Source organism: Pseudarthrobacter sp. GA104, from assembly GCF_009741265.1.
Classification (GTDB): Bacteria; Actinomycetota; Actinomycetes; order Actinomycetales; family Micrococcaceae; genus Arthrobacter.
This window is the reverse complement of sequence record NZ_WOWL01000001.1, coordinates 3,970,025-3,982,780: the sequence shown is the minus strand read 5'-3', so window position 1 is coordinate 3,982,780 and position 12,756 is coordinate 3,970,025. Positions and strand designations below refer to the sequence as shown.

Here is a 12,756-nt window from a genome sequence, read left to right as displayed (position 1 = left end):
AGAAAGAACTTTGTGGGCTTTTTCGCAAGACTAAAGGAAGACCTCGACGCCGCCCGGTCCCACGACCCGGCGGCTCGGGGTTCTTTTGAGAACTTTTTCGCATACTCCGGCCTGCATGCCATCTGGATCCACCGGCTGACGCACTGGCTGTGGCAGAACCCGGGGTTGCGTTTCCCTGCCCGGTTGATCTCGCAGCTGGGCCGGTTCCTCACCGGAATTGAGATCCATCCGGGTGCCACCATCGGCCGTCGCTTCTTCATCGACCATGGGATGGGCGTGGTGATCGGAGAGACTGCCGAGATCGGCGAGGATGTGATGATCTATCACGGAGTCACCCTGGGCGGCCGCTCCCTGGCCCGGATCAAACGCCACCCCACCATCGGTGACCGGGTAACCATTGGTGCCGGCGCCAAGATCCTGGGGCCAATCACCATTGGCCGGGACAGCGCCGTGGGCGCCAACGCGGTGGTGGTCAAGGACGCGCCGCCGGAATCGATTGTCACCGGCGTCCCCGCGAAGTGGCGCCACCGGGATGCCCAGCGTGAAACCAAGCCTGCGGTGGACCCGGCAGAGTACGACATCGAATACCGGATCTGACAACAGAAGCCGCCAACCCTGGCCGTGTCACCAGCGCCAGGCAAAAGCCAAAGGCCGGCAGTTCCTGAAACTTCAGGAACTGCCGGCCTTTGGCTTTAACCGCTGGTGGAGGCTAGTGCGTGTCCACGGCTTCGATCTCGGACTTGTCCTCGCCCCAGAGGGTGTGGAAAGTGCCCTCGGAGTCGACGCGGCCATAGGTGTGGGCGCCGAACAGGTCACGCTGGCCCTGGATCAGGGCGGCAGCAACGCGCTTGCGGCGGAGGCCGTCGTAGTAGGCCAGCGAGGAGGAGAACACCGGAACGGGGATCCCCAGCTGGACGGCGGTAGCGACGACCCGGCGCCATGCCGGCAGTGCCTCGGCGATGGCCTGCGTGAACGCCGGAGCGAACAGGAGGTTGGCCGGCTTCTCGTCCGCTGCGTAGGCCTTGGTGATGTCCTTGAGCAGCTCGGCGCGGATGATGCAGCCGGCCCGCCACAGGGAGGCGATCTCGTCCAGCTTGAGGTCCCAGCCGTACTCCTTCGCTGCCGACGTCAGCATGTCCAGGCCCTGGGCGTAGGAGACGAGCTTGGACGCGTACAGTGCCTGGCGGACGTCCTCGACGAACGTCTCCGGGATCTCCACGGATGCCTCGTTGCCGGCCAGCAACTCCTGGCCCAGCTTGCGCTGCTCCGTCTGGGAGGACAGGGCGCGTGCGAAGACGGATTCGGCGATGCCGGAAACCGGGGAGCCGAGCTCCAGTGCGGAGATGACGGTCCAGCGGCCGGTACCCTTCTGGCCGGCCGCGTCCACCACGACGTCGACGAACGGCTTGCCGGTCTTGGCGTCCACGTGACCCAAAACCTCGGCGGAGATCTCGATCAGGAAGGAGGAAAGCTCGCCCTTGTTCCAGTCCGCAAAGATCCTGGCCTGCTCGGCAGGCTCAATGCCGGCACCGGAACGCAGGAGGTCGAAGGCTTCGCCGATGACCTGCATGTCGGCGTATTCGATGCCGTTGTGGACCATCTTGACGAAGTGGCCGGCGCCGTCGGTTCCCACCCAGGCGCAGCACGGTTCGCCGTCCACCTTGGCGGAGATCTTTTCCAGCAGCGGGCCCAGGGCCTTGTAGGACTCCTTGGAACCGCCGGGCATGATGGAGGGGCCGTTGAGCGCGCCCTCTTCGCCGCCCGAGACACCGACGCCCACGAAGTGCAGGTCCTTCTTGGCAAGGGCAGCTTCGCGGCGGCGGGTGTCCTCGTAGTGGGAGTTACCGGCGTCGATGATGATGTCGCCCGGTTCCAGGAGCGGCTCCAGCTGTTCGATGACTGAGTCAACAGGCTTGCCGGCCTTGACCATGATCAGCACGCGGCGCGGCTTCTCCAGGGAATCGACCAGTTCCTGCAGGGTTTCCGTCCGGACAAAGTCGCCTTCCGAGCCGTACCTTTCCAGCAGGGCGTCGGTCTTCTCGACGGAACGGTTGTGCAGGGCAACCGTGAAGCCGTTCCTGGCGAGGTTGCGGGCGAGGTTGGCGCCCATCACCGCGAGGCCGGTGACACCGATGTGTGCAGACATCAAAACTCCAATTCGTACGTTGCGCGGATGTGCAGGGCTCCCGTTGCGTCGGAAGCACGATTGCAGACCAAGGGTCTTAATAAAGCATATATATTCGGGAGGTAACAGGAAAGTAACGCCCACCTTGTGGAAGCGTTTGTGTCGCTGCGGTCCCGGCCGGCCGCCTTCCGGCCAACCCGTTCACACTAGGCTTAGCTGCATGACCAGCAGCCTGCACCACCGTGCCATTGAGAATCTTGGCACCCGAATTGTCTCAGGGGAGCTGCCTGCCGGCCATATCATGCTCGCCGAAAACCTTGAGGATGAACTCGGGGTGTCCAGGTCGGTGATCCGCGAGGCCGTCCGCGTGCTGCAGTCCCTCGGCCTGGTGGAGACCACCAAGCGGGTGGGCATCCGGGTATTGCCCCCGAGCCGCTGGAATCCCTTCGATCCCCAGGTCATTCGGTGGCGCCTGGCCAGTGACGCCCGCGGCGCGCAGCTTCGGTCACTTGCTGAGCTGCGGTCCGCCGTGGAGCCGGCCGCGGCCGAGCTGGCCGCCCAGAACGCGCCGGCGCCGCTGCGGCTGGAGCTGGTGGACGTCGCCCGTGCAATGCTCGACGCCGGCCGCAAGGGTGACGTGCCCCGCTTCCTTGAGCTGGACATCCAGTTCCACTCGCTGCTGCTGTCCGGCTCGGGCAACGAAATGTTTGCGAACCTCATGGGCCAGGTGGCGGAGACCCTGACGGGCCGGACCGTGCACGGACTGATGCCCGACCATCCGCACGAGGCCGCGCTCCAGTGGCACATGGACGTGGCGGAGGCAATCGCCCGGGGCGATGCTGCCACCGCCCGGGAGTCGTCAGACAAAATCATGAGGCGGACCATGTCCCAGATGTCCGATACGTGGACCGAGCAACCCCGCGTCTTCATTCCGGTGCAGCGCTGACACCGCTGCGTCGACTTTTTGTTTCCAGAGGTTCACGGTATATTCAACTCAGGCCCTCCACCGCGGCATCCCCCAATAGTCGCGGTGGAGGGTTTTCCAATGCCCGGAGCCCGCCGCCGGCCGGCGCGATTCGCCTAGGCAGCGTCGGCAAGGGCTTCCCTGAGACGCCAGCCCCCACCCAGCCCGTCCCGCTCAAGGAGCATGGTGGTCAGGGCGGAGCCGGCGTTCCTTCCCAGCCTCACCTGAAGCTGCAGGACCTCGACATCCACACGGCTGAGGCCCTTAGGCATCCTGCGGCGCGTCTCCCACCATTTGACCCGCTCAAACCACCGGACCGGTTCCGCGCCCACAGCCCATTCCCTGCCATTGCAGAGCACCGCCGCGGGCCTGCCGTCCGTCCCCGTCCGCACAATCACGTGTTCCATTCCTGCAAGCTATGGCAGGGGTCGGACATTCGGGGAAGAGCCCGGATTCCTGGCGGGGCGGGGCAACGCAAAAGCCCCGCCACTTCCACCTGAGGGCGGAAACTGCGGGGCTTGCGTGTGGGTCCTACCGGGATCGAACCGATGACATCCACGGTGTAAACGTGGCGCTCTACCAGCTGAGCTAAAGACCCAAAGTGGCCGGACCGGGCACTGCTGCGCCCTGACCAACGAACATAGACTCTACCCGACATCGGCCCCCGAATGCGAATCGACCGCTGAAGGGCAGCCTGCGGCCTGCCCTTAGACGGGCGGGAGCTCCGACGCCAGCCAGGTCAGCGATTCACTGACGCCCGCCTCAAGCTTGATGGTTGCTTTGTCATCCCCGCGGGTTGCTCCCCTGTTGATAATGACCACCGGCTTGCCCTCCTTGGCGGCGTGCCTGACAAAGCGCAGGCCGCTCATTACCGTCAGTGACGATCCCGCAACAACCAGGGCTGCGGCATCATCGACCATCCGGTAGGAGATTTCGACCCGGTCCTTGGGCACGTTCTCACCGAAGTACACGAAGTCGGGCTTCAGCATTCCTCCGCAGGCGGGGCAGGCCGCCACCACAAAACTGCTGATCAACGCCTGGTCTTCCACCGTGGAATCGGCGTCCGGTGCCATCTCCACCAGCCCCGTCTGTGCCGCCCGGTCCAGGAAATCCGGGTTCAGCTCCTCGAGGATTCCTGCCAGCAGACGCCGCGTATAGGTCCGGCGGCAATTCAGGCAGACAACCTGGTCATACCTGCCATGGAGGTCGACGACGTTAACGCTGCCGGCGTCCTGGTGCAGGCGGTCCACATTCTGGGTGATGAGGCCGGTGAGGTGTCCCCTGCGTTCAAGCTCCGCCGCGGCGAGGTGGCCCTGGTTCGGATCCGCGCGCCGCAGGTGGGACCAGCCGATGTGGTTCCTCGCCCAGTATCGCTGGCGGTTGGCGGACGCCTTGACGAACTCCTGGTAGGTCATGGGCGAACGAGGGGGCGAACCGGGTCCCCGGTAGTCCGGGATCCCGGAGTCGGTACTGAGTCCGGCCCCGGTGAGCAGCGCGAAACGGTCCCCTGCCAGTACGTCCCGGATCCGGACCAGGACGTCAAGCTCTTCTGCGGACGGGGGTCCGGCAGGCACTGGCGGCATGCTCGCGAAGCCTGTGAGGCCCACACCATGCCGCTGCCCGCCCACGTGGAGTCAGGCCTTTTCGAGCCCGGCAAGTGCCGTGCGGTATTCCCCGAGGTCCCGGGCCTGGCCCCGCGGATTCACCACGCTGTACCGGATGGTTCCGCCCGCATCGATGATGAAGGTGCCCCGCCGTGCCATGCCGCTGTCGGCGTCGAACACCCCATACAGCCTGGCGACCTCGCCATGCGGCCAGAAGTCCGCGAGCAGGTCGAAGCTGTACCGTTCCTGGGCAGCATAGGCCCTGAGGCTGAATTTGCTGTCCACTGAGACGGCCAGGACGGTGGCGTTCGCATCCTGGAACAGCGCGAGGTTATCCCGCAGTTCGCAGAGCTCACCGGTGCAGATACCGGAGAATGCAAAGGGATAGAACACAAGGACCACGTTCTGGCCCCGGAAGGAGGACAACCTGACCGGCTCACCGTATTGGTTAACGAGTTCGAAGTCAGGTGCGGCCCCACCGACCGCGGGGACAGCTACGGCGGCAGCGGCAAGCGCTGCCGTCACTTGTTCTTCCTGCTCACCAGCCGCGTTGCGCTCCAGTCCTTGGACACGCCCGCTGAGGTGGTAACGTGCAGCCCGGCCGTCGGCGCTGCCTCCTGGATGTCTGCCGGGGAGACATATCCAGCCCGGCCGGACTTGGGTGTCAGCACCCACACCACGCCGTTTTCGCTCAGCGTGGTCAGCGAATCCATCAGACTGTCAACGAGGTCTCCGTCGCCGTCGCGCCACCAGAAGATGACGGCGTCCGCCACTTCATGGTCGTCCTCGTCCAGCAGCTCAGAACCGGTGAGGTCCTCAATATCGTCACGCAAGTCGAAATCGACGTCGTCGTCGTAACCGAACTCCTGAATCAGATCCCCGTTCTTGAAACCCAATTTTTCCGCCACATTTACCGAAGTGGCGGCGTCGGCCTCGCTCACGTGTACCTCCAATGCCTCATATATGCAGTGCGCATAGTGATTTCCATTACTCCCAAGCCAACACCCTTTGTGCCTGAGCTTCAAGCTGCCGCCCCCGCGATGCGCCATATTCTGCGTCACATCAGGTTCGTCCAGCCCGCTGCCCAGCGGCTTTTCGTCACACAACCAGTATGACGGCGAAATACAACTGGGCCGCCCAAGCCGCGGCTACGCATCGCGTAAGGGACAGAGTTAGAGTGGCAGGTGACAACTATGCCTGCGGGGCAACAACCCTGTAACTCCAATGCAGACGTAGGAAAACTTAGGACCCTGCCCGGCACACATGACCGGGCTGTTGTAACCGATACGTCGCACACGGCGTACGTACGCCGGGCGGTCACCCTGCCCGGCCTGAGTGCGCCACCAATGCGCGCAAAGAGAGGTTGGACGTGGCTGCAGGAGAAGATACCTCCCATATCCTCAGCGGGTTGACTAACCAGCTGCCTGATCGTGATCCCGAAGAGACTGCCGAGTGGGTTGAGTCCCTGGATGCATTGATCAGGGAACAGGGCACCGAGCGTGCCCAATTCATCATGCGGAGCCTGCTGCAGCGTGCCGGCGCGCAGAGCGTCGGGGTGCCGATGGTGACCACCACCGATTACGTGAACACCATCCCGGTGGACCAGGAAGCGGAATTCCCGGGCAACGAGGAATTCGAGCGCCGTTACCGGGCCTACATGCGCTGGAACGCTGCGGTGATGGTCCACCGGGCCCAGCGGGCGAACATCGGCGTGGGCGGACACATCTCCACCTACGCCGGGGCCGCGACCCTGTACGAGGTCGGGTTCAACCACTTCTTCCGCGGCAAGGACCACCCCGGCGGCGGTGACCAGGTCTTCTTCCAGGGCCACGCCTCCCCCGGCATGTACGCCCGCGCGTTCATGGAAGGCCGGCTCTCCGAGGAGGACCTGGACGGGTTCCGGCAGGAAAAGTCCCGCGAGGGCCACGCCCTGTCCTCCTACCCGCACCCGCGCCTGATGCCGCACTTCTGGGAATTCCCCACCGTGTCCATGGGCATCGGGCCGATGAACGCGATCTACCAGGCCCAGTCCAACCGGTACCTGCACAACCGCGGCCTGAAGGACACCAGTGACCAGCAGGTCTGGGCGTTCCTCGGCGACGGGGAAATGGATGAGCCCGAGTCCCGCGGCCTGCTCCAGCTCGCCGCGAACGAGAACCTGGACAACCTGAACTTCGTGATCAACTGCAACCTCCAGCGCCTGGACGGGCCCGTGCGGGGCAACGGCAAGATCATGCAGGAACTCGAAGCGTTCTTCCGCGGTGCGGGCTGGAACGTCATCAAGGTCGTCTGGGGCCGGGAATGGGACGACCTCCTCACCAAGGACACCGACGGGTCGCTGGTGAAGATCATGAACGAAACCCCCGACGGGGACTACCAGACCTACAAGGCCGAATCCGGCGGGTTCGTCCGCGAACACTTCTTCGGCAAGACCCCGCAGACCAAGGACATGGTCGCGGACCTCACCGATGACCAGATCTGGAACCTCAAGCGCGGCGGCCACGACTACCGCAAGGTCTACGCCGCCTACAAGGCAGCCACCGAATTCAAGGGCAAGCCCACCGTCATCCTGGCCAAGACCGTCAAGGGCTACGGCCTCGGACCGCACTTCGAGGGCCGCAACGCGACCCACCAGATGAAGAAACTCACCCTGGATGACCTGAAGAAATTCCGCGACCACCTGCGGATCCCCATCACGGACGAACAGCTCGAAAAAGACCTGTACCAGCCCCCGTACTACCACCCCGGCAACGACGCTCCCGAAATCAAATACATGATGGAGCGCCGCGCAGCCCTGGGCGGGGCCGTCCCGGAACGACGGTCCAAGCACGCCGAGATCACCTTGCCGGACGCGAAGTCCTACGAGGTAGCCAAGCGGGGCTCGGGCAAGCAGCAGGCCGCCACCACCATGGCCTTCGTGCGCCTGCTCAAGGACCTGATGCGGGACAAGAACTTCGGCAAGCACATCGCCCCGATCATCCCCGACGAGGCCCGCACGTTCGGCATGGACGCGTTCTTCCCCACGGCCAAGATCTACAACCCCAAGGGCCAGAACTACCTCTCCGTGGACCGGGACCTCGTCCTGGCCTACAAGGAATCCGCCCAAGGCCAGCTGATCCACCCCGGCATCAACGAAGCCGGCGCCGTCGCAGCCTTCACCGCCGCCGGCACCGCCTACGCCACCCACGGCGTGCCCCTGGTCCCGGTCTACGTGTTCTACTCCATGTTCGGCTTCCAGCGCACCGGCGACGCCTTCTGGGCCGCAGCCGACCAAATGACCCGCGGCTTCATCATCGGCGCCACCGCAGGACGGACCACCCTCACCGGCGAAGGCCTCCAGCACGCCGACGGCCACTCCCCCCTGCTCGCCTCCACCAACCCCGCCGTCGTCACCTACGACCCCGCCTACGGCTACGAAATGGGCCACATCATCCGCGACGGCATCGAACGCATGTACGGGCCGGACTCGGAAGACCGGAACCTGATGTACTACCTCACCGTGTACAACGAGCCGATCACCCAGCCCGCAGAACCCGAGGAACTCGACGTCGAGGGCGTCATCAAGGGCATCTACCTGCTCGCCCCGGCAAAGATCGACGGTCCCCGGACCCAGATCCTCGCCTCGGGCGTGTCGGTGCCGTGGGCCATCGAAGCCCAGCGGATCCTTGCAGAAGACTGGTCCGTGTCAGCAGACGTCTGGTCCGTCACGTCCTGGAACGAACTGCGCCGCGACGGCCTCGCCGCCGAAGAGGAAGCCTTCCTCAACCCCGGCGAACCCGCCCGCGTCCCCTTCGTCACCCGGCAGCTCGAAGGAGCCACCGGACCCGTCGTCGCCGTGTCCGACTACATGAAAGCCGTCCCGGACCAGATCCGGCAATTCGTGCCCAACGAATTCGCCACCCTCGGCGCCGACGGCTTCGGCTTCTCCGACACCCGCGCCGCCGCCCGCCGCTTCTTCAAGAACGACACCCACTCCATCGTGGTGCGTTCACTGGAGATGCTCGCGCGCCGCGGTGAAGTGGATTCGCAGGCTCCGATCAAGGCGATTGAGAAGTACAGGCTCCACAACGTCAATGCCGGCACCACCGGCAACGCCGGCGGCGAGGCTTAGCACCTCCCCGCAGTAGAACCGCGACGGCGGCTCCCTCCGAAAGGCGGGGGCCGCCGTCGTCCGTTTCGGCAGGAGTGTCCTGTGACGCAGGCCAATGCGCATTGTAGCCTTTGCACAAATGGAGGTTGCGCGGCGGGGCCCGTATGCTCAGAGAATGCCAGCACCTGCCACCCCGTCCGCCAAGCGCAAACCGTCCACGCCCAGGGTCACGCCGGAGAAATCCGAGACGCTGAAGAAACTGCGGGCAAACGTGGGCCAGCTGTCCACCACCACCATGCGCGAGCTGGAAAAGTCGCTGCCTTGGTACAGCCGGCTCAGCTCGGACGAACGCTCGGCCCTGGGCATGGTGGCCCAGAACGGCATCGCCGCTTTTGTCACCTGGTACGAGCGGCCAAGCTCGCCGTCCTGGATCCTCACGGACGTCTTCGGCACCGCGCCCACCGAACTGACCCGGTCCATCAGCCTGCAGAAGGCGCTGCAGCTGATCCGGATCGTCGTCGAGGTGGTGGAGGACCAGGTTCCCGTGATTGCGCCGGAAGCCGACCAGCCATCACTGCGGGAAGCAGTGTTGAGGTACTCGCGGGAAGTCGCTTTCGCTGCCGCCGACGTCTACGCCCGGGCCGCCGAATCCCGCGGTTCCTGGGACACCCGGCTCGAAGCCCTCATCGTGGACGCCATCCTGCGCGGGGAAAACACGGACGCCCTGCGCTCCAGGATCGCGGCACTGGGCTGGAAGGCACAGGAGCGCTTCACCGTCATGGTGGGCAATTCTCCCTCGGAGCCCAGCGCCAGCTACGTCAGCGAACTGCGCCGGATGGCCGGCCGGTATGCGGAGGACGCCCTGGTGGGCATCCAGGGCGACCGGCTCATCCTCATCCTGGGTGGCGTCCAGGACCGGGAAACCGCGTATGTGAAGCTCAGCGAAATGTTTGCGCCCGGGCCGGTGGTGTACGGCCCGGAGGCCGGTTCCCTGCTGGAAGCCAGCGGATCGGCCCAGTCGGCCTTCGCCGGGCTGACCGCGGCCAGGGCATGGCCCGCCGCGCCGCGTCCGGTGGCCGCCGACGATCTGCTCCCGGAACGAGTTATATCCGGGGACGACGCCGCGCGCCGTTCCCTCGTCAAGAACATCTACCGCCCGTTGCTGGCGGCGTCCAACGGCCTGGTGGAGACCCTGGGAACCTACCTGGAATTGGGCCATTCGCTGGAGGCAACGGCGCGGGAACTCTTCGTCCATGCCAACACCGTCCGGTACCGGCTCAAGCGTGTCTGTGACGTCACAGGCTGGGATCCGCTCCTGCCCAGGGAAGCCTTTGTCCTGCAGGCTGCGCTCGTGGTGGGGCGTCTTTCCGCCCCGCCTAAAGCTGCCGCGGAGCGCCTGCCGTCCCGGAATCAAGCCTAAGGCGTTGTAGACTTCCTACAACCTGACCCCGTGAGCTTGGTGCGGACAAACACCGCTGGAGCACACAGTAATTTGGAAAGCTGGATACGTGCTTGCAATAGTTTGCCCTGGACAGGGCTCACAGACCCCGGGTTTTCTGGCCCCTTGGCTGGAACTGCCCTCGGTGGCAGGCCAACTGGCCTCCTTGAGCGAGATCGCAGGCATTGACCTGATCGCCCACGGGACCACCTCGGATGAGGAAACCATCAAGGACACCGCGGTCGCGCAGCCCCTGATCGTCGCAGCCGGCCTTGTTGCCGCGGGTTCGCTGTTTGATGTTGAGCTCAGTTCCCTTCCGGTTATCCTCGCGGGCCACTCCGTAGGTGAAATCACCGCGTCCGCCCTCGCCGGAGTGCTCACGGAGCAGGAAGCCATGACGTTCGTGCGCGAGCGTGCCAACAGCATGGCAGCGGCTGCCTCCGTCACTCCCACGGGCATGAGCGCCGTAGTTGGCGGCGACCCCGCCGAGGTCCTTGCGGCCATCACGGCCGCGGGCGCCACCCCCGCCAACGTCAACGGGGCGGGCCAGACCGTCGCAGCAGGCACTTTTGAACAGCTGAACGCCCTGGCCGCGAACCCGCCCGCGAAGGCCAGGGTCATTCCCCTTAAGGTGGCCGGCGCGTTCCACACCAGCCACATGGCCCCCGCCGTCAGCGCCCTCAAGGCGCTGCAGCCACAGTTGAAGCCGCAGGCACCGAAGGTGCCGCTGCTGTCCAACTACGACGGCGGCGAAGTCACTGACGGGAGCGCCGCCGTCGACAGCCTTATTGCCCAGGTGTCACGTCCCGTCCGCTGGGACCGCTGCATGGAGGCGATGGTAGCCCGGGGCGTCACCGGCGTCATTGAACTTGCCCCCGCCGGCACCCTGGCTGGCCTCGCCAAGAGGGGCATGCCCGGCGTCAAGACCGTAGCCGTCAAGACCCCCGACGACCTTTCCGCCGCCCTGGCACTCTTCGCAGAACTGGAGGGAGACGCATGAGCGTTCCCACGCTGAAGCAGGCTCCCATCCAGGAGCACACCCGCATCCTTGGACTGGGCGCCTACCGTCCCAGCGTCATCGTCACCAACGAGGATGTCTGCCAGTGGATCGATTCCTCCGACGAGTGGATCCGCCAGCGGACCGGCATCGTGACGCGCCACCGTGCCCCCGCGGACATCAGTGTCATCGACATGGCCGAGGGTGCCGCACGCGAGGCCATGGAAAAGGCCGGCATCGAACCTTCCCAGCTCGGCGCCGTCATTGTGTCCACGGTGACCCACCCGTATGCCACCCCTTCCGCCGCAGCCAGCCTGGCTGACCGCCTCGGGGCAACCCCCGCTCCTGCCTTCGACATTTCGGCCGCCTGCGCAGGATACTGCTACGGCATCGCCCAGGGTGACGCCCTGGTCCGCTCCGGTGCCGCCAAGTACGTCCTGGTGGTCGGCGCCGAAAAGCTGTCCGATGTCATCGACAACAGGGAACGCACCATCTCGTTCCTGCTCGGAGACGGAGCCGGCGCCGTCGTCATCGGCCCCTCCGACACCCCCGGAATCGCCCCCTCTGTCTGGGGATCCGACGGCAGCAAATGGGACGCGATCGGCATGACCCGTTCCATGCTGGATGTCCGCGACCTCGGCATGGCCGCCCGGCAGTCCGATTCCACAGGCGACCTCGCCCTCCTGGAAGAGGCCCAGGAGTTGTACCCCACCCTTCGCCAGGACGGCCAGACCGTTTTCCGCTGGGCCGTCTGGGAAATGGCCAAGGTTGCCCAGCAGGCCCTTGATGCCGCCGGCATCCAGGCGGAGGACCTGGTGGCCTTCATTCCCCACCAGGCGAACATGCGCATCATCGACGAGATGGTGAAGAAGCTGAAGCTGCCGGAGAGCGTTACAGTGGCACGGGACATCGCTGACGCAGGCAACACCTCGGCAGCATCCATCCCGCTCGCCACGCACCGCCTGCTGCAGGAAAATCCGGAGCTAAGCGGCGGACTGGCCCTGCAGATCGGTTTCGGCGCGGGGCTGGTCTTCGGCGCCCAGGTAATTGTCCTTCCCTAGGAACGCCCCAACGGGCCGCATCCGCGGCCCGGACCATTTCCGGCAGCACCTGCCGGCAATACAAGAAAAGGAGCCATCAATGGCTAGCAACGAAGAGATCCTGGCCGGCTTGGCTGAAATCGTCAACGAGGAAACCGGCCTGGCCCCCGAGGCCGTGGAGCTGGACAAGTCCTTCACCGAGGACCTGGACATCGACTCCATCTCCATGATGACCATCGTGGTCAACGCCGAGGAAAAGTTTGGCGTCCGCATCCCCGACGAAGAGGTCAAGAACCTCAAGACCGTCGGCGACGCCGTCAGCTTCATTGCCGGAGCGCAGGCCTAGCCAAGGCTTCCGCCGTTACGGCATGGCAGGGCTGCCGGTCCGGATGACCGGACCGGCAGCCCGCCGCATTTTTCCGGCACCTTCCGCCCGTTGGAACGGTGCCGATCATCAAAACGCGGGACCTCCGGAAGACGGATTCCCCACCGACGAAA

The 12,756-nt window shown here is 65.2% G+C and carries 12 protein-coding genes and 1 tRNA gene; 7 read left to right on the top strand and 6 right to left on the bottom strand.

Translation table 11 applies throughout. From position 1 onward, the window contains the following. The first annotated feature begins 12 nt into the window (after positions 1-12). Complete coding sequence (epsC, locus tag GK109_RS18215) at positions 13-597, top strand: serine O-acetyltransferase EpsC (protein WP_321213777.1); 585 nt, start codon at positions 13-15, stop codon at positions 595-597. 112 nt (positions 598-709) lie between these two features. On the opposite strand, the gene gndA is transcribed toward epsC, so the two are convergent. Continuing rightward, on the bottom strand, positions 710-2,146 hold the full coding sequence (gene gndA, locus GK109_RS18210) for an NADP-dependent phosphogluconate dehydrogenase (protein WP_157241931.1): 1,437 nt from the start codon (positions 2,144-2,146) through the stop codon (positions 710-712). A 199-nt stretch (positions 2,147-2,345) separates the two neighbouring features. Here gndA and GK109_RS18205 point away from each other — a divergent pair, with 199 nt between their 5' ends. After that, on the top strand, positions 2,346-3,071 hold the full coding sequence (locus GK109_RS18205) for a FadR/GntR family transcriptional regulator (RefSeq protein ID WP_157241930.1): 726 nt from the start codon (positions 2,346-2,348) through the stop codon (positions 3,069-3,071). A 134-nt stretch (positions 3,072-3,205) separates the two neighbouring features. On the opposite strand, the gene GK109_RS18200 is transcribed toward GK109_RS18205, so the two are convergent. From GK109_RS18200 to GK109_RS18180, 5 genes are all read right to left on the bottom strand, one after another. After that, positions 3,206-3,496 carry a hypothetical protein gene (locus GK109_RS18200; RefSeq protein WP_157241929.1) on the bottom strand — a complete coding sequence of 97 codons (291 nt, stop codon included), beginning with the start codon at positions 3,494-3,496 and terminating at the stop codon, positions 3,206-3,208. Between the two features lie 118 nt (positions 3,497-3,614). Beyond that, a tRNA-Val gene (locus GK109_RS18195) sits at positions 3,615-3,687 on the bottom strand. Between the two features lie 109 nt (positions 3,688-3,796). Then, complete coding sequence (locus GK109_RS18190; RefSeq protein ID WP_321213778.1) at positions 3,797-4,717, bottom strand: NAD-dependent protein deacetylase; 921 nt, start codon at positions 4,715-4,717, stop codon at positions 3,797-3,799. Between the two features lie 6 nt (positions 4,718-4,723). Further along, entirely contained in the window at positions 4,724-5,218 is a 495-nt protein-coding gene (locus GK109_RS18185; RefSeq protein WP_321213779.1) for a peroxiredoxin, read from the bottom strand. Beyond that, a complete protein-coding gene (locus tag GK109_RS18180; RefSeq protein ID WP_321213780.1) occupies positions 5,215-5,634 on the bottom strand; it encodes a DUF3052 domain-containing protein in 420 nt (139 codons plus the stop codon). The genes GK109_RS18185 and GK109_RS18180 overlap by 4 nt, the downstream gene beginning before the upstream one ends. 428 nt (positions 5,635-6,062) lie before the next feature. Here GK109_RS18180 and aceE point away from each other — a divergent pair, with 428 nt between their 5' ends. The 5 genes from aceE (at position 6,063) to GK109_RS18155 (ending at position 12,604) form a co-directional block, all read left to right on the top strand. Further along, complete coding sequence (aceE, locus tag GK109_RS18175; RefSeq protein WP_321213781.1) at positions 6,063-8,804, top strand: pyruvate dehydrogenase (acetyl-transferring), homodimeric type; 2,742 nt, start codon at positions 6,063-6,065, stop codon at positions 8,802-8,804. Positions 8,805-8,958: 154 nt separating this feature from the next. Then, complete coding sequence (locus GK109_RS18170) at positions 8,959-10,203, top strand: CdaR family transcriptional regulator (protein ID WP_157241925.1); 1,245 nt, start codon at positions 8,959-8,961, stop codon at positions 10,201-10,203. A gap of 88 nt (positions 10,204-10,291) precedes the next feature. Then, positions 10,292-11,221, top strand: a complete 930-nt coding sequence (locus GK109_RS18165; protein WP_370460683.1) for an ACP S-malonyltransferase — start codon at positions 10,292-10,294, stop codon at positions 11,219-11,221. Further along, entirely contained in the window at positions 11,218-12,279 is a 1,062-nt protein-coding gene (locus tag GK109_RS18160) for a beta-ketoacyl-ACP synthase III (protein WP_157241923.1), read from the top strand. Before GK109_RS18165 ends, GK109_RS18160 begins: the two co-directional genes overlap by 4 nt. A 79-nt stretch (positions 12,280-12,358) precedes the next feature. After that, the gene (locus GK109_RS18155) at positions 12,359-12,604 is read left to right on the top strand and encodes an acyl carrier protein (protein WP_009359314.1); all 246 of its coding nucleotides are present in this window, start codon (positions 12,359-12,361) and stop codon (positions 12,602-12,604) included. Positions 12,605-12,756 lie beyond the last annotated feature (152 nt).